14 protein-coding genes and 1 tRNA gene are annotated in these 17,404 nt (G+C 62.3%); 5 read left to right on the forward strand and 10 right to left on the reverse strand.

All coding sequences use genetic code 11. The features are described 5' to 3' along the window. Nucleotide 1 precedes the first annotated feature (1 nt). A complete protein-coding gene (locus FH061_RS27910; protein WP_151639109.1) occupies nucleotides 2-664 on the forward strand; it encodes a response regulator transcription factor in 663 nt (220 codons plus the stop codon). After that, nucleotides 661-1,962: an ATP-binding protein gene (locus FH061_RS27915; RefSeq protein WP_151639110.1), complete on the forward strand. Its 1,302-nt coding sequence runs from the start codon at nucleotides 661-663 to the stop codon at nucleotides 1,960-1,962. Before FH061_RS27910 ends, FH061_RS27915 begins: the two co-directional genes overlap by 4 nt. A 34-nt stretch (nucleotides 1,963-1,996) precedes the next feature. Here FH061_RS27915 and FH061_RS27920 read toward each other — a convergent pair whose 3' ends face one another. Then, the gene (locus tag FH061_RS27920; protein ID WP_151639111.1) at nucleotides 1,997-3,703 is read right to left on the reverse strand and encodes a hypothetical protein; all 1,707 of its coding nucleotides are present in this window, start codon (nucleotides 3,701-3,703) and stop codon (nucleotides 1,997-1,999) included. A 369-nt stretch (nucleotides 3,704-4,072) separates the two neighbouring features. On the opposite strand from FH061_RS27920, the gene FH061_RS27925 reads away from it, so the two are divergent. Further along, nucleotides 4,073-5,563: a DegQ family serine endoprotease gene (locus tag FH061_RS27925; RefSeq protein ID WP_151639112.1), complete on the forward strand. Its 1,491-nt coding sequence runs from the start codon at nucleotides 4,073-4,075 to the stop codon at nucleotides 5,561-5,563. Nucleotides 5,564-5,622: 59 nt separating this feature from the next. Here the strand turns inward: FH061_RS27925 and FH061_RS27930 are convergent, their stop codons facing one another. Further along, on the reverse strand, nucleotides 5,623-6,807 hold the full coding sequence (locus tag FH061_RS27930; RefSeq protein WP_151639113.1) for a DUF2817 domain-containing protein: 1,185 nt from the start codon (nucleotides 6,805-6,807) through the stop codon (nucleotides 5,623-5,625). 214 nt (nucleotides 6,808-7,021) lie between these two features. Here FH061_RS27930 and FH061_RS27935 point away from each other — a divergent pair, with 214 nt between their 5' ends. After that, a complete protein-coding gene (locus FH061_RS27935; protein ID WP_192805294.1) occupies nucleotides 7,022-7,906 on the forward strand; it encodes an AraC family transcriptional regulator in 885 nt (294 codons plus the stop codon). 69 nt (nucleotides 7,907-7,975) lie between these two features. Here FH061_RS27935 and FH061_RS27940 read toward each other — a convergent pair whose 3' ends face one another. From FH061_RS27940 to FH061_RS27960, 5 genes are all read right to left on the reverse strand, one after another. Beyond that, entirely contained in the window at nucleotides 7,976-8,698 is a 723-nt protein-coding gene (locus FH061_RS27940; RefSeq protein WP_151639115.1) for an alanyl-tRNA editing protein, read from the reverse strand. Nucleotides 8,699-8,876: 178 nt separating this feature from the next. Further along, nucleotides 8,877-9,839 carry a DMT family transporter gene (locus FH061_RS27945; protein WP_151639116.1) on the reverse strand — a complete coding sequence of 321 codons (963 nt, stop codon included), beginning with the start codon at nucleotides 9,837-9,839 and terminating at the stop codon, nucleotides 8,877-8,879. Then, entirely contained in the window at nucleotides 9,836-10,126 is a 291-nt protein-coding gene (locus FH061_RS27950; RefSeq protein ID WP_151639117.1) for a DUF1330 domain-containing protein, read from the reverse strand. The genes FH061_RS27945 and FH061_RS27950 overlap by 4 nt, the downstream gene beginning before the upstream one ends. Before the next feature lie 107 nt (nucleotides 10,127-10,233). Further along, the gene (locus FH061_RS27955) at nucleotides 10,234-11,043 is read right to left on the reverse strand and encodes a heme oxygenase-like domain-containing protein (protein WP_151639118.1); all 810 of its coding nucleotides are present in this window, start codon (nucleotides 11,041-11,043) and stop codon (nucleotides 10,234-10,236) included. A gap of 102 nt (nucleotides 11,044-11,145) precedes the next feature. Then, nucleotides 11,146-12,156: a class I SAM-dependent methyltransferase gene (locus FH061_RS27960; protein WP_151639119.1), complete on the reverse strand. Its 1,011-nt coding sequence runs from the start codon at nucleotides 12,154-12,156 to the stop codon at nucleotides 11,146-11,148. 297 nt (nucleotides 12,157-12,453) lie between these two features. Here FH061_RS27960 and FH061_RS27965 point away from each other — a divergent pair. Then, a tRNA-Glu gene (locus tag FH061_RS27965) sits at nucleotides 12,454-12,529 on the forward strand. A gap of 438 nt (nucleotides 12,530-12,967) precedes the next feature. Here the strand turns inward: FH061_RS27965 and FH061_RS27970 are convergent. The 3 genes from FH061_RS27970 to acnA form a co-directional block, all read right to left on the reverse strand. After that, a complete protein-coding gene (locus tag FH061_RS27970; RefSeq protein WP_151639120.1) occupies nucleotides 12,968-13,729 on the reverse strand; it encodes an ABC transporter substrate-binding protein in 762 nt (253 codons plus the stop codon). 91 nt (nucleotides 13,730-13,820) lie between these two features. Further along, the gene (locus tag FH061_RS27975; RefSeq protein ID WP_151639121.1) at nucleotides 13,821-14,723 is read right to left on the reverse strand and encodes a GntR family transcriptional regulator; all 903 of its coding nucleotides are present in this window, start codon (nucleotides 14,721-14,723) and stop codon (nucleotides 13,821-13,823) included. Nucleotides 14,724-14,762: 39 nt separating this feature from the next. Beyond that, entirely contained in the window at nucleotides 14,763-17,393 is a 2,631-nt protein-coding gene (acnA, locus tag FH061_RS27980) for an aconitate hydratase AcnA (RefSeq protein ID WP_151639122.1), read from the reverse strand. Nucleotides 17,394-17,404 lie beyond the last annotated feature (11 nt).

Genomic DNA, 17,404 nt, shown 5'->3' on the forward strand with positions numbered 1-17,404 from the left:
CATGAGACTCTTGCTGGTGGAAGACGACCCGATGATTGGCGACAGCGTGCGCAAGGGCTTGCGCCAGGATGGCTTCACCGTCGACTGGGTGCGCAACGGCCGCGGCGCCGAAGCCGCGCTCGGCGACCGCGTGCACGACCTGGTGCTGCTCGACCTCGGCCTGCCGGGAAAGGATGGCCTCGCGGTGCTGCGCGCGCTGCGCGACAAGGGCAATCCGGTGCCGGTGCTGATCCTCACCGCGCGCGACGCGGTCGCCGACCGCGTGGCCGGGCTCAATGCCGGCGCCGACGACTATCTCGTCAAGCCCTTCGATCTGGATGAACTGGTGGCCCGCATCCATGCGCTGCTGCGGCGCCAGGCCGGCCGCGCCGACGCGGTGGTTCGCCACGGCGAACTGGTGCTCAATCCGGTATCGCACGAGGCCAGCTTCAACGGCCAGCCGCTCAGCCTGTCGGCCCGTGAATTTGCCTTGCTGCAAGCCCTGCTCGACCGGCCGGGGGCGGTGTACTCGGTCAGCCAGCTGGAAGACAAGATCTATGGCTGGGACGACGAGGTCGGCAGCAACACCATCGAAGTCTACGTGCATTCCCTGCGCAAGAAACTCGGCACCGGTTTCATCAAGAATGTGCGCGGCGTCGGCTACATGATTCCCAAGCTGCCATGAAATCGATCCGCAAAGCGCTGCTGCTCTGGCTCTGCGTCGGCCTGTCGATCGGCATCGCCGCCGTCGGCGCGCTGCTGTACCTGCAGGCCAAGGAGGAAGCCAACCAGATTTTCGACTACCAGATGAAGCAGCTGGCCGCGTCCCTGCCGACGCAGCCGTTCGCGCCGGTGGCGCCGGGACGCAACGCGGCGCCCGACGTGGCGCGCGATATCGTGATCCAGATCTGGGACGGGCGCGGCCTGCGCATCTACCATTCGCATGAACGGCTGGCGCTGCCGCAGCGGGCGGAACTGGGCTTCGCCACCATCGACACCAGCGACGGGCCCTGGCGGGTCTACAGCACCCAGCACGGCAATACCGTGGTGCAGGTGGCGCAGCCGCTCAGCGCGCGGCGGGAAGTGGCGGCCGACACGGCGCTGCGCACCATCAAGCCGCTGCTGCTGCTGTTTCCCTTTCTCGGCGCGCTGGTCTGGCTGACGGTGAGCGCCGGCCTGCTGCCCATCGGCCGGGTGGCGCGGGAAGTGCAGGCGCGCGACGCCGACAGCCTCGCGCCCATCGGCGCCGGCAAGCTGCCCGAGGAAATCCGGCCGCTGACCGATGCGCTCAACGACTTGCTGGCGCGGCTGGACCAGGCGCTCCATGCGCAGCGCGCCTTCGTCGCCGATGCGGCGCATGAATTGCGCAGCCCCCTGACGGCCCTCAAGCTGCAGATCCAGCTGGCCGAGCGCGCCCATGACGACGCCGAACGCAGCGCCGCCTTCGCCGAGCTGCGCCAGGGATTCGAGCGCGCGACCCGGCTGGTGCAGCAGCTGCTGACGCTGGCCAGGCAGGAGCCGGGCGCCACCGCCGGTGTGCGGGAAAGCGTGGATCTGAACGCGCTGGCGCGCCGCGTGGCCTCGGACCTGATGCCGTCCGCGGAGGACAAGGGCATCGATCTCGGCGTAGCCGATGCCGGCGCCGAGGCGAAGGTGGAAGGCGATCCGGAGGCGCTGCGCATCCTGCTCAACAACCTCGCCGAGAATGCGATCCGCTACACGCCGCAAGGCGGCCGGGTGACGGTCGGCGTGCGGCGTGGCGCCCGGGGTCCCGCGCTGACGGTGGAAGACAGCGGACCCGGCATTCCGCCCGCCGAACTGGACCGGGTGTTCGACCGTTTCCACCGCGTGCCGGGCACCGGCGTACCCGGCAGCGGGCTGGGCCTCGCGATTGTCCGGCAGGTGGCGGAGCGGCACGGCGCGAAGGTGAGCCTGCAGAACCTGCAGGGCGGGCTGCTGGCAACCGTGGAGTTTTCCGCGTAGCGCCGTTTCTGCCCTGGCATGCCGGCTGCGCGGGTCATACGGACTGCAGCTTACTGTCAAGGTCATTCTTGAAATGATGTAGGTCATGCATCCCGGGAAGCGACCAATCCACTGGTTTCTCAGTAGTCGAAAAAAGATCGGCAAGCTTTTTACTGAGCGCCTGTTTGCCCTCGGCCGGCAACTGTGGTCCGTATTCCCTCACTATCGCAAGGGCCTGGTCGTGCACCCGAAGCCTTGTATCGGGCGCATCCGGTTTACCTAGCGTGTGAAAAACCTCTATTAGTGTGGCCAAGCTCTGCGTGTATGCCGCCAGCAACTCTTGTTTTTTTTCGGCCCAGTCGTTAGCTCTATCTTCCGGAAGGCTGTCGAATACCTTGAAGTTCTTTTCGAAGCGGTTGAGCAGCACCGACTGTTGGGTTAGATTCAATGCGCGAACATTGGAAAACAACGCTGTCCATACGGGTGCGACACTGATGCGGCGGTCCATGTGTCTGCCATCGAATTTCAATTCCCGCTTGGGTGGAGTCCACAGGTAGTTGAACGGTTTTTTCTCGTCCACTTGTTTGCTTGGCGTGTCCAGATGGTGCATCAGGAAGTCAAACGTTTCCGTCCTGACCGAGGGCTGAGATGCTGAGCGCAGGTGGCTACTCATTTTCGGGAGAAGCTCAGCGAGACTAGTCATGTCGCTCACCATATCAGTAACCGAGCCCTCGGATTTGGAAATGTTTTTCATCAAGCGCGTGCGAGGTGTGTTCGGCGTTTCTGCAGTCATACCCTGGGTCGCCTCGCCCGGAACCGCGTCAAGTTGGTACGGGGCAGTTGTGTTGGTAAGAACGCGCGTGAAGTTGGCCAATGCGGTTGACAATGCCGGTCTTTGAACAGCGGTCTGGGTCGATGCAGTTCGGAGTTCGGCCAGCAATTGCTCGCGTGCCGGCACCGAAAGGCGTACGGCAAAATTCCTCAAGATGTCCAATGCCTTGGTCTCCTGCTTGCTCAATGTGTCCGAGTGGCTATCTGGGTTGGGCCGAGCGAGCATTTGCGTCAGGCTGATGAAACTCGCGGCGTAAGCATCCATCATCTCGGTCATTTTCTCGATCGCGTGGGACGAACCGCGAACCGGGAGATCGCTGAAGTTGGCTTCGAAATCGTCTAGTATTTTTTCTTGCCGGCTTTCCTTGAATATGGACGCTTGAAGAATCAGATCCCTCCACACTGCTGCGTTCAGGCGGCGGCGGTCAACCTCGGGTTCGTTGAATGACGCCAATTTTGGGTGATGAGTCGGTTTCTTAAAACCGAGAAAATTTCTGTCGGCCGGGCGATTCAACCTGCGAATATCGGCGAGATGATGCGCTACTGCGTATAACACCTCGGCTTGGGGTGTCCTGAAGTTCTCTTTTACTTCCCTTCGCGAAGGACCTCTTCCAGTGACGAAACGCATGGCCCCCGTGCCAGTTTGAGTGACGGCTTCCTTTGTCTTCTTGAGTGCCGACTTTTCACCAGGAAGACCCGGAAGGTATGCCACGAGTGACTTCATCGTTTCCGCACGTTGCGAATCCGTCAGAAGTCCAGTCTTCAAGTCGCCGAGCAGCTTATTGCAATAGTCGATTCGGTCGGACACCGGCGCATCGAACTTCGGCGCGGCATGGGCGGGCTTCCCACTTGCCGGGGAATACTGTCCGGCAGAATTTGCCGCGGCTTGATAAGCAGGAATGGAAGAAGATTGGCGGGGTGAAATTAACATGTTTTCCTTTGAAATTTGCAAGCAGTGGGCGGGTTGTCGTCTTGAGGGCCATGCATAGGTGGAGCGAAGTTGCCGAGGGTTCCATGTCTTTTCAACGGCACGGCGGAAACATCCCGGCGAGGTTTTTACAGCGGTTTCACCCTGACCCGCCTGCCGATCCCGGACCGATTGCCGCCGGTACCGCGTTGTGTCTGCTTGCCATGGCTTGGACATGTCGCGTCGTCATGCCTTGTTCCAGCAGCAATCCGCCTCGGCCTCGATCAGGCTGGTCAGGATGAACAGGCCCTGTCGCTTTCAAAGGTTTTAAGTCCAGTTTAAGTTTTCCTCCTTAGGATGCCCCCATGCAGTAACCCTATCCAAGGAGTGAACATGATTCGCAAGACCGTCGAACGCGGCATCGTTGCCGCATCCCTGGTGGCCGCCGGCGCCACCGGCTTCGCTTATTTCGACAAATCCGGCTGGGGCCGCGTGGATGCCGCGGCGTTGCCGAACGCCGCTGCACAGGGGGCTTCCCAGGGTGCTTCGCAAGCCGTCGTGACCTCGGTGCCCGGCGTGGCGACCGCAACCGATTTTTCCGGCATCGTGCAAACCTATGGCCCCGCCGTCGTCAACATCAGCGTGATCGGCAAGGCCCAGCAGACGCCGGCCGCCAACGGGCAGATGCAGATCGACCCGCGCGATCCCTTCTCCGGCATGCTGCCGTTCTTCGGCCAGCGCGCGCCGCGCGAAACGCCGATGGTGCGCGGGCAGGGTTCCGGCTTCATCGTCTCGCCCGATGGCCTGATCCTGACCAATGCCCATGTGGTGGACGGGGCATCGGAAGTCACCGTCAAGCTGGCCGACCGCAGGGAATACAAGGCCAAGGTGCTCGGCTCCGACAAGCAGACCGATGTCGCCGTGATCCGCATCGAGGCGAAGAACCTGCCGGTGGTGCGACTTGGCGACCCGGCCGGCGCCAAGGTGGGCGAGCCGGTGCTGGCCATCGGCGCGCCCTTCGGACTGGAAAACACGGCGACTGCGGGCATCATCAGCGCCAAGTCGCGCGCCCTGCCGGAAGATACCTATGTGCCCTTCATCCAGACCGACGTCGCGGTCAATCCCGGCAATTCCGGCGGCCCGCTGTTCAATCTGAAGGGCGAAGTCATCGGCATCAACTCGCAAATCTACAGCCGCACCGGCGGCTATCAGGGCCTGTCGTTCGCCATTCCCATCGACGTGGCGACCCGGGTGCAGGAGCAGCTGGTCAAGCATGGCAAGGTGACCCGCGGGCGGCTCGGCGTGAGCATCCAGGAAGTCAACCAGGCGCTGGCCGATTCCTTCGGCTTGCAGAAGCTGCAGGGCGCGCTCGTGAGCGCCGTCGAGAAGGGCAGCGCAGCCGAACGCGCCGGCCTGGAAGCGGGCGATGTCATCGTGCGCTTCAATGACCGCGACATCACGCAGTCGGCCGATCTTCCCGCGCTGGTCGCCGCGACGGCGCCCGGCACCGCGGTGAAGCTGGAAGTGATCCGCAAGGGTGCGCCGAAGGTGCTCACCGCGACGATCAGCGAGTTGAAGGATGCGGCGCTGGCGCAGCGCGAGCCATCGGAGCAGGAGCAGGGCCGGCTCGGACTCGCGGTTCGCCCGCTGGAAAAGCAGGAACAGCGCGAGGCCGGTGTAGCGGGCGGCCTGCTGGTGGAAGATGTCACCGGTCCGGCCGCGCGTTCCGGCATCCAGCCGGGCGATATCGTGCTGTCGATTAACGGCACGCCGGTGACGAGCGCCGAGCAGTTGAGGGCGCTGGCGTCGAAGGCGGGACGCAATGTCGCCCTGCTGGTGCAGCGCGACGAAGCGAAGATCTTTGTGCCGCTGCAGCTCGGCTGAGCAAGTTGATCAGGCCGAGCGAGCTGATCAAGTTGAGCGGGCTCGCAGGACGGGAGACGTCAGCGCTGCATGGCGCCGCCGCGTAGTTCCGACCGGAGCCCGCCTTCGATGCGCGCCGTCACCTCATCGAAGCGCGCAAGGACATGTTCAAGCCATTGCCGGTCCGCGGGCGCAAAGGCCGCCCGCATTTTTCTTTTCGCCGCGTCGCGCAGCGCAGCCGGCAGTGTCGCCGCATTGTTGTGGCACCACTGGTCGAAGCGCAGCGCATAGAGCGCCTTGAGCGCGGGAACGGTGCCGAATTCCAGTCCCACCGCATAGCTTTGTGCCGGTATCATGCGGTCGAATGCGGCGGTAAGCGTTCCGTTGACGGCCGCGCTTACCGATTCTCCGCCGGCCATCGATCTCAAATCCCCGTTGAACCATGCCGACATGCGCTTGAAGTCGGGCACGTCCGGAGGCAGATAGCTGATCAGTTCCCCTTCGCCGTAGCCGCCGAGGCCGGTATGCAGGTCGAGCAGGAATGCGCATCGGCGATGCATTGCGTTGTCGCGCACGATCTCTTCCCATACACGGCGGCTTGAGGTGGGAGCGAAGCCGCCGAAGAACAGGCCGTCCTCGCGTTCATACTGTCCCGCCGTAATCGCCGCCTGCAGCGCACGGCGTCGTTCTGCCGTCAGGCCATGCGCAAGCAGTCTCGCCTCGTTCAGGCTGCCTTTGGGCAGGGGCTGAAAATCCGAGACGAGGAGATCGTGATAGCGGGCATAGGGCGACGCACCCGGTGCCGGTGCGATGGGAAAATCGACAAAGTTCCGATTCAGGTCCACCCCCTCCTGGGTAACGCGCCGGTCGTGCAAATATCCCCATGGGTTGACCGCATGCACGAGCAGCCATGCGAGATCGCTGTCGCGCGGGCTGGTCTGGAAACCTTCCATCCAGTGCAGCTGGCATGCGGCGCCGGCATAGGCTTCGATGCCATGCGTGCCGCTGGCAATGATGAACAGGCTGCTTGCGTTCGCCGTTCCGAATAAGGCGCAGTCGGTGCTGAGCGCGGGGTCGCGATACCCGCCAGACACCGGACGGTGCGGATAGCTGGTGACGCTGGCCCCCAGCTTTGTTGCCATGGCGAGAAAGGATGCGCGCGATTCGGCATAGGAGACGGGCAGGCGTGGGGAATGAACTGGCTGCATATGGCTGGCTTGCGGAGGATGGGCGAAGTCGCTGAAACCGGATGAATCGGACTGCATGCGGGTGCGGAAGTTGCAGCCTGGCAGGAAATGCTTTGCTGCACAGAAATGGACCGGTGCGGTAAAGCCGGAAAGTTTCGGCTGTCCCCATGCTCCCGGTATTGCATATAAGGCAATCCATCGATAGAGTGTTCGTCAGGGTCTGGCAACACGACAAGGCCATGCCGCCCTTATGCGGATTGCCGACAGGAACGTACATCAGTGGAGAGCATGGATGGCGAAACACGATCCGAATAATTATTCCAATTATTGGACCGACAAGGATGTGCAGGGCATCAGCTTTCTGAAAGCGCACTTCCGCAATCTGCAGTACGCACCGCATGTGCATGAGGAGTTCGTCATCGCAATGACGTTCAACGGCGCCGGCAAGTCGGTCACGAAGCATGGCTCCGACATATCCACTCCCGGCCAGATACTCGTCTATAACCCGCATGAGCCGCATGAAGGCGGCGCCGTCGAGGATGTGGGCTGGCACTATCGGGCATTCTATATCGACGGCAGCGCGCTCGAACGGCTCTCGCTGGCGCTGTCGCATGACAGGACCGGGCCCTGTTACTTTTTCAGGAACTGCATCGACGACTCGGCGCTGGCGGAAACCATGCTGCGGGCTCATGCGGTGTTTGAAACCAGCCGCGATCCGGTCGAGCGCCAGGCTTGCCTGCTCGATGCCGTCAGCGCCCTGTATGGCCGCTACGGAGAGCCGCGTTTCAAGCCCGCCCGGCTCGGGCGCGAGAGCGGTCCGCTGAAGGCGGTGGTCGATTACATGCGTGCCCATTATGCACAGGCCATTACCATGGCTGAACTCGCCGCGATCGCCAGGTTGAGCGAGTTTCACTTCATGCGGGTGTTCCGCAAGCAGTTCGGCCTGTCGCCCTATACCTATCTGACACAGATCCGGCTGGAACATGCGCGCCGCACGCTGGCCAGCGGCAATAACGGCGCCCGTGCCGCCGCCGAAGCGGGCTTCTTCGACCAGAGCCATCTGGTGAGGCATTTCAAGCGCGTCTACGGCATTACGCCAAACCAGTTCGTTACCGCCGTCAAGCGCACATCGGCCGGTCTGCACGACAGCATGCGCGCCGACGGCAAGGCGACATGAACCTGTTCCATGCCGGGGGCCGGCGCGCGTCATGCCGAGCCCGATCCACGGCTCCGGAGGGAATTGGCATCAGATGGCATCATCGACCAGCCCTATCCTGATGCGGCGGTTGCGCTGACCCTTGTTCTCTATCTTGAGGATGCGTACCGGCATCGACTGCGAGGTACGCGCGAGATGCGTACCGCCGCAAGCCTGCCGGTCCAATCCCTCGATTTCGATAATGCGCACCATGTCATTCTCCTGCCGGGGCGGCGCAACCGAACGGCTGCGCACCAGTCCCGCTTCGCGCTCCGCCTCGGCGGCCGGCACATACAGTGCCCGCACCGGCAGGTCGGCCAGGATGACGCCGTTGAGTTCCGGTTCGATGTCACGCAGTTGCTGATTGTCGGCGCGCGGCAGGTCGAAATCGATGCGCGCCGTGCCATCGGCCGACATCTGCACGCCGGTGACCAGCGCGCCGTCGAAGTGCTGGTAGACGATGGCGTTCAGCACATGCAGGCTGGTATGCAATTGGCACATCAGGCTGCGGAACTGCTCGTCAATGACCCCGATCACATCGTCGCTCGGAATGTCCGTTTCCACGCAATGCCAGAGCCGGCCCTCGGCTTGCTCGATATGCGTGACGGCCGTTTCGCCGTCGACCCAGCGCAGCACCCCGCGGTCGGGAAGCTGGCCGCCGCCGCCCGGATAGAAATAGGACTTGTCCAGGCAGACCGCGCCGGGGCGGCGGGCCACGATGCGGGCATAGAAGACGAAGCACTCCGGGTCCGAATGACAGTGGTAGAAGCTCATGCTGATCTTTCGTAGAGGTGATGTGAAATAGATGTGATGTAAAAGTGTGGTCCTTCTGAAAAGAGTGGCTGCGGACATGACGAGGTTGGTTGCGAAGCCGCTGCTCCAGCCGCCTCGCCGCCGGCGGGCGGCTCCGGCTGCGCAGGCGCAACGCATGCTTCGCGAAACCCCTGCTGAGCTATGAATAACGCCTGGCCACTCCGATACCCGCCAGCACGATGAGCCCGCCGACAATCTCGGCGGCATCAAGCCGCTCCTGCAGCAAATACCATCCAAGGGCGGCGGCAATCACCGGTTGTATCAGCAAGGTTACCGAAGACAGTCCCGCCGGCAGCTTGGCCAGCGCATACGCAATCAGGCCCTGGCCCGCGACATGCGAGATCAGTGCAAGCGCCAGCAGTACAAGCCATCCATGCAACGTATGCGGCAGCAGGGGCTCGCCCATCAGCAGGGTGACCGGCAACAGCACCAGGAAACTCCCGAGGCTGCTCCAGGCCATGACTGCGGTCGTGCTGAACTCGGCGCGCATGCGGCTTACCGCCAGCAGATAGGCGCCGTAGAACATGCCGCTCGCCACGCCCAGCATATTGCCGTGGAAGAAACCGGAGCGCAGGTCGAAGCGCGCGCTGATCAGCACGAATGCGCCGATCAGCGCCATCGACATGCCCCCCAGGAAGCCCCTGCTGAAGCGTTGGTTGAAGAAGATGCGTCCGCCGATGACGACGAAGATGGGCGCAAGATTGGCCAGCAGGTTCGAGTTGGCCAGCGTGGTCAGGCTCATCGCCCAGTGGTACAGGGCAAGGTTGCCGGAGAAGATGAACCCCACCGCGAGCAGGCGGCGGTGGCCTTGCAGGATGCCGGTCCCGGGCGCGCCGGGGCTCTGGCCTGGCTTCCCGGCTGCGAACATGTTCAGCAGGAACAGCAAGGGTGCCGCCAGGCCGACACGGTACACCGCGCTTGCGGTCGGCGGCAGCTCGCTCTGGCGGATGAACACGCCGCCGCAGGCAAGCGCCGCGGCGCCGAGGATCAGCGCAGCGAACGCGAGTAGTGGAATGGATGGCGCCTTGCGGCCCGTGATCGGCAATCGATGCACCGATGCCGGCCTGAAGCCGCGTGCCGCCTGGCTGGCTTCCTTTTTCACTCGAAGCCTCCGACGATCATCAGATCCATGATGGCCGCACCTTCCCGCAGTTTGATCGCCTGCTGATAATCCCGCGAGCGATAGAAAGCTTCGGCCGCCTGCGGACTGTCGAATTCAACGATGACGATGCGGCGTGTTTCCTCCCTGCCTTCGAGCGTGATCTTGCTCCCGCCGCGTGTCAGGAAGCGGCCGCCATGGCGCTTGATGATGTCCGGCGTTACCGCCTTGTAGCGCGCATAGGCTTCATGATCGCGGATTTCCATTTTTCCGATGAGATAGGCGGACATGACTGACCTCCTTGTTTGCATTGGCCTGCATTGGTTTCTGATGCCGGCGCCGGAATCTCTTGCGCCGGCGCGGTGCCGAACCGGACGGTCGATAATCTGCTGCCCGCTCAGGCGGCGAGCCGGTCGCCGGTATAGCCCGACTTCAGCAGGGATGCGTCGAGAACGTCCCACAGGCCGGCCAGCGAATCGAGGAAATCGTCGGCCCCCTGCGTGATCAGCTCTGCCGATTCCTCCGTCAGCAGATCCCGGACCGCGTCGATCGCATTCTGTTCATGCGTCTGCTCGGCGCCGATCTCGCCCCAGTGTTCCAGCAGATAATGCATTTCAGGCTCGTCGAGCGCGGCGCGATACAGGCCGCTGTCGACCAGGCAGAGCTTCTCTCCCGGAATGAGATGACGGTTGGAGATCATCTCCAGCGCCAGGGCCGTGCCGAGGTTTCTGAAGGTGCTGTCGCGATCGGTGCGCTGCCGACGTTCGAAAACGGAAATGGCTGCTCTCGCCTGGACCGTCAGTCCCGATGCCGGGTCGTAGCCGGGCAGGCTGCCTAGCAGCTGGTCGGAACAGCTTTTCAGTTTTTTTTCGATCGCTGCCTGGTCCTGCAGGTCCGCATGGATCTGCGTCCTTGCCGCCCGGTTGATGATGTGGCCGGCCATCATGGCCAGTTCCGGGCCGTGATCCTCTTCGCTCTCGACAATCTCCTGCATGAGTCCGCTCTGCTCGCTCATGCCGAGCCGATCGAGAGCGCCGGGGAAATTGCCGCCGGGCCGCGTCGCCGCGCAAAAATGCTGAATCTGGTGAAACAGCGCACCGATCACCTCCGGTTCCGGATTGACCTGAGCCCAGTGCCGGAAGATCGGATGCGAATAGCAGCGGTGATTCTGGATGCGCGCAAGCAGGTCCTGAATATCGGTTGTCATGGGATGTCCTCCTTGTGTGTCGTGTTGTGTTGAGTCGTGTTGAGTCATGTTGTATGGGCCTTGATGCGAAGGCGGCGAAGCGGTTTGCTGCAGTTCGATGTGTTATTGGCTGCGCGCCAGAAACAGGCGGCCGCCCGGAATGCCCAGCTTGCCGATTTCGACCGCGCCGAAGCCGGCGCGCGCAAGGCGCTCCGACCAGGCTATCTCACTCTGCAGTTCGCGGCCCATGAAACCGTGATGCAGATAGGAGAAGGCGGCCGAGAACATGCGTTCCCGCTCGTCTTTCGCAAAGGGCACGGCATCCACCACAACCAGCGTGGCCCGCGGTGCGGTAGTGCGGCAGGCAGCCAGCAGTCGGTCCAGGATGGGCTCGTCCTCCGGCATGAGGTCATGCAGCACAAATCCCGCATGGATGACATCGGCGCCGATCAGCGGGGAAGGGTCGTCGGCGAGGGCCTGTATCGGGCTTTCGATGATGCGCAGGCGTTCGCCGAGGCTGGCATCTCCGGCCGCATGGCGCGCGTCGGCGCAGGCCTTGGCGCTGATGTCGATGCCAGTGCCGTAGGCTTCGGGAAGCTGCTGCAGCACCTTGACCAGCAAGCGCGCCGAACCGCAGCCGAGATCGACGAAGTGGCGGGGCCGCAGGGACAGGATGGCTTCTTCGGCGTGGGGATAGAAGGATTGTTCACCCATCCATTGCGAGGTTCGCGCCACGAGGCCGCCGTCCCGCTGGTAATTGTCCCGGGCTTCGCGCTGGTCGAGCGCAAATCGCCTTGCATTGGCAATCAGCGGCTGACAGGCGCGCAGCCCCCAGGACAGGTAACCGACGTCGTGGATGGTTCTGGCCATTGCCTTGGTGCTTCTGTACGCACGGGACGGGGTGTCCGGAGTCGCATGTTCCAGCAGACCCGCGCTGACCAGTGCTTCGCAATAGTGCGTGACAGCCGCAGCGGCAAGTCCGCTATGCAACACGGCTTCGCTGACCGAGACCGCTCTTGGCTGGCGCAGCAGGTCGATCAACCCGTATTCCGACCCGATTTCAAGGAGTATCGCGGCACCCGTCAACGACGGCGCCGAAAGAGGTGTCGATTCTGTAGTTGTCAGATTGTTCATGAGCGCTGGTTTTTCAGGAGGTGAGAGTGACTGCATACTTTTGGCGCTTGCGAATGCCGGCTTGGTTGTCCTGCAAGCGGTTTGAATATAGAAGCGCGCCGTGGGCGCGTATTGGACGATGCTGCGCATGCGGACGCGGATACCGCGGCAAAGGCACTCGGTTGATCAAACGCAAAAGAGGGGAACCGGAAAGGAGAGCGAAGCGTCCGACCGTGAAATTTGGTTCTCTTCACAACCCACTAGGCGTTTCTGAAAAGATCGAGTAGAATGGCGCCCGCAACACAAACACAGGTTTCTGTCTCCATCGTCTAGAGGCCTAGGACATCACCCTTTCACGGTGAGTACCGGGGTTCGAATCCCCGTGGAGACGCCACTACAAACCGGTCGCCCGGCGCAACGCGATAGTGAATCGCGCAGGCCAGCGAGTCGGGATCAAGCGTTATACGTTCGACAAGGCCGCCCATCGCGGCCTTTATTTTTTCCATCCCATTGTTTCAGGCTGTCCAGCAGCCGGTGACCGAGAGGCCCGACCAGGTTACGCACATCGTCTGCGGTGAAGCGTTGTGCTGTCTCTGGCCTGGCTTGATAAGCGTCGCGAGCGAGTTGGAGTTGCGTTGTGTCGCGTTAAGGAGCGGGGCGCAAACGTACGGCACTGCGCCGAGCTCCGAGGGCGTGCATCCGGATCCGGACCGCACGACAGCTTGTCAAATATCGCCTAAGGCGGATTGCAGGCGAGTGCCTGGAAGAATCAGAAGCGGTCTGCCTTGCCCAAGACAAACCGATTCTTCCCTACCCGCATCCGCAATCCGCTCTAAGCCTGCTGATCAACAGGATAGCCGGGCGCGGCGACCGCGGCTCCTGCAATGCCGTGCCGTTGCAGTGCATCCGCAACAAAGCCGCTGGCTTTCATCTCTTCGATAAAATCAACCAGGCAGGCAAGCGCTTCGTCGCTGCGATTGGCGGGGATTCCCATTGCCTGATTGATGGCCATGAATCTTCCGGGTAAAAGACGCAAGCCGGGAATACGGGCGGCATCTTTCTGCAGCTGTTGTTTCACACCCGCCGCGACTTCGGCATCGAGTTCAACGAATGTATCGACGACAGCGGGCGACGTCGGCGCCCTGACGATGCCGGCCTGTTTAATGACTCGGCCAAGGTAGAGGTCATAGGCACTTCCCTTGCCGACGACAATGCGGTTGCCGGGCTGGTCGACTTGTTCGTTGCCGGTGATGCGCGATTCTTCGCGAACCAGGTAGGCTCCCTCGATGACGACGTAAGGCGGTGTAAAGCGGATCGATTCGGCGCGCAGCGGATCAATGGCCAGGAATCCGATATCGACTTCGCAGGCTTTCAATGCGTCCGCAGCTTTGCCGGCCGCATCAAACACGACCAGCTCAAGCGGTACGCCAAGCCGTTGAGCAAACGCTTTTGCGAGATCGACGGATACACCCGTCGGTTCTCCGGTGTGTCCGTTTTTCCCCGCCAAAATGGGATTGCCCAGGTTGATCGAAGCGCGCAGTTTGCCAGCGGGTATGAATTGTTTGACGACATGGGGAAGGGCGGCAGTTGTCATGAGGGGAGCAAGTGAATTGGATCAGGATGGAATAGGCCGGCATGATCAAAGGCAATCCGGATGATGCTGCCGGTGTGCGGTGCCTCACGGTTTACTTCGGGTTGTCCAGTATGGCTTTGAGCTTTTCAATGTTCTTGACGGTGCTGCGCAGATGTTCCGCCATGAATGCCGAGGCTTCCTCGTTCTTTTCCCGTTCCAGCAGCGCGATGATGTGCAAGTGCTGGCTGCAGTGCTGCTTGTAGCGGCTGCGGTCCTGCATGGAGCGATAGGAGAGAAGGCGCCTGACCCGGTTGACACGGCGGATGGTATCGATGAAAAACACGTTGCCGGAAGCTTCGACGAGCGTTTCATGAAAGCGGACACCGCGGTCGTGCAGTTGATCCGCCGTGTCGGTTTCGATCCCGCCATCAAGCAGATGCTGTTCGGCGGCGCGGCATCTTGCGACCGCCCCGGGATCGAGCCGGTAGTTCGGTTCGAGCAATGCCGCCGGTTCAAGCGCAAGACGCAGGCGGTAGGACTGCAACAGGCTGTCCGGCGTGGAAAGCATCGATGAAAACATCCATCCGTAGCCGGGCTTGCGCTCCGCCCATCCTTCCTGGCTGATGCGGCCGAGAACGCCGCTCAGCTGGGCTGCGGTAAGCTTGTACCGGCTTTTGATCAGCTGCTCGGAAAATTCGAGAGGCAGTTCGCCTTTCAACAAGTCTTCGGCAATGCGAAAGTACACGCTGGTGACGGCGTCTGTCTCACCGACCCCGAGGGCGTTCACGATGTCAGCCATTGGTTCGATGAATGGCCTGGCGATGAAGTACCCCCGGTTGCGCTCGCGGGTCAGGAATCCCTTTTCATGGAGCAGCGCGAGCGCACCGTTGATCGGCTGACGCGATACACGGAGGCGGTCCGCAAGCATCTGGGCGGGCAGGTGGGTCCCGACCTCCCAGTTCTGGCTCTTGATCAGTTCAACAATTTGCTTTGACGCCAATGCTTCAGCGCTCATGGCACTTCCTTCGTTCAACGGTTTTGATTTCCGCCCTCGTCAAGACTCCGCCCGCGCGGATGACTTTGCCAAGGTTTTGCGCAGGATGGTCGGAATGACGCCTCCTTCACGCAGCAGATCAACCTCGAGCTGGGTTTCCACCGCAGCCATTGTCATGAAATGTTCCATGCGGCCGTCCGCGCGCAGGACCCGCACCGGAATCGCCGATCTTGGCTTGAGCAGTTCCGGCGGCGCCTCCACGACGATTTTATCGCCGGGCCGCATGGCCAGCTTCGACGGATGCATTTCCGCGGGAATCACCAGCGGAAGAATTCCCATGCCGATCAGATTGGAGCGATGGATGCGCTCGAAGCTCGATGCGAGTACCGTCCGAATGCCGAGCAGGCGCTGGCCCTTGGCCGCCCAGTCGCGGGATGATCCCATTCCGTAACGTTCGCCGGCGAGCAGCACCACCGACTCGCCTTGCTCGCGGTACCGTCCGGCGGCTTCCCAGATGGGCAGCGTTTCACCGCTGGGTATGTGCAGGGTATGCGCCACCGGAGCGCTTGGCGCCAGCAGATTGCGTAGCGTCTTGTTATGGAATGCGGCGCGCATCATGACTTCCCAGTTGCCCCGTCTGGATGCGAACACATTGAGGTCGTTGCGCTGCTCGCCCTTTTCGACAAGGAAGTCCGCCACCAGGCTGTCCGGCGGTATGGCGCTGGCCGGCGAGATGTGGTCCGTCGTCACATCGTCGTCCAGCACCAGCAAGGGCCATGCGGTGTAGGAACCGAGGAGGCTCCCTGCCGACCGGGATGCGAAAGGGGGACGGCGCAGCTGGGTGGAGGTTTCGCTCCACGGGAAGCGCGGCGCGGAAGGCGAGACCAGACCATGCCACAGCGGATTGCCGCTGGCGATGTCGAAATCACGCCGGAAATCGTCAGCTGACAGCGCGCGTTGCAAATAGGACTGCACTTCCGCGGTATCGGGCCAGAGATCGCGGAGGAATACCTGTTTTCCGTCCGCCAGGGTTTGCACCGGTTCGCGGCTCAGGTCCCGTTCCGCATCGCCGGTCAGGCCGAACGCAATCACCAGTGCCGGCGACATGATGAAGCTGAGCTCGATATCCGGATGCACGCGGCCCGGGAAGTTGCGGTTGCCGGAAAGAATGGCTACCGCCTTGCTGACATGCTTTTCCTGCGCGGCCTTGATCGGTTCGGTCAGCGGGCCGGGATTGCCGATACAGGTGGCGCAGCCAAAGCCGACAATGTCGAAGCCGACAGCCGCCAGGTCTTCCAGCAGGCCTGCCCTCTGCAAGTAGGATGCCGCGGCAGGGGATCCCGGCGACAGCGATGTCTTGACCCAGTGGGGGGCTTTCAGTCCCAGAAGTCGGGCCTTGCGGGCAAGCAAGCCTGCGGTGACCAGCAGACCGGGGGCGGAAGTATTGGTGCAGCTGGTAATCGCGGCAATGGCGACCGGATGCCTGGGAATGTCCCCGGTCTGCAGCGGTACGAAGCCGACTTTGGACAAGGCGGCCGCGGTTTCGCTGTAATCGAGCAAATCCTGGGGGCGGCGCGGACCCGCCACGTGCATGCCGACTTGCGCCAGATCGATTTCTATCGTGCGGGTATAGCGCGGCTCGGCGGCAGGATCGAACCAGAGGCAATTGCGCCGGCAATAAGTTTCAACCAGCGTCGCATTGGCTTCCGAGCGACCGGTAACCCGCAGGTACTCGACCGTCGCGGCATCGACAGGGAAAAAACCGGTCGTTGCACCGTACTCCGGCGCCATGTTGGCGACCACGCTTCGTTCGCTTGCCGTCAGCGCGGCCACGCCGGGGCCGTAGAATTCGACGAATGCACCCGTCACGTCGAGCGCCCGCAGGCGTTGCGTGACTGTCAGGGCGAGGTCGGTCGCGAGGACGCCGGCACGCAGCGCGCCGGTCAGCTTCACGCCGACGACCTCGGGAATGCGCAGCATGGTCGGCATGCCGAACATGACGGTTTGCGCCTCCAGGCCGCCGACACCCCAGCCCAGTACGCCAATGCCGTTAATCATCGGCGTGTGGCTGTCCGTGCCGATCAGGGTATCGGGAATGACCCATTGCGCGCCGGCGCGTTCCTCGGTCGTGACGACAGTGGCCAGCTGTTCCAGGTTGATGGTATGCATGATTCCCGTGCCGGGAGGATGGATGCGGACACGGTCGAGGGAGGTGGAGGCCCAGCGCAGGAAACGGTAGCGCTCCGCGTTGCGGCGGATTTCATGCGCCATGTTCAGCTTCGCGGCATCGGCGCGGGCAAAGGCTTCCACCGCCAGCGAATGGTCGACCGACACATCGACAGGAAGCACCGGGTTCAGGATCGATGGATTGCCGCCTGCCTCTGCGATCTCGTCGCGCATCGCAGCCACGTCGACCAGTGCGGGCGTGCTGGTCGTATCGTGCATCAATACACGGGACGGCTGGAAGGCGATTTCCGCCTCGCTGCTTCCCTGTTCAAGCCAGTCGAAAATCGCTTGCACGGCCGACATCCGCTCCTCGCCAGAAGTGTTCCGGATGATATTTTCGAGCAATAGCCGAAGTGCAACGGGCAACTCCCTTACACGACTGCCGAACAGTCCTGGAAGGTCAACGTATTCATAGGAGGTGGAGCCTACCTGAAGGAGTCCCGGCTGAAAATTTGGTGTAGTCATGCTTGCGGATT

Source organism: Noviherbaspirillum aerium (genome assembly GCF_008929045.1).
Taxonomy (GTDB): domain Bacteria; phylum Pseudomonadota; class Gammaproteobacteria; order Burkholderiales; family Burkholderiaceae_D; genus Noviherbaspirillum; species Noviherbaspirillum aerium.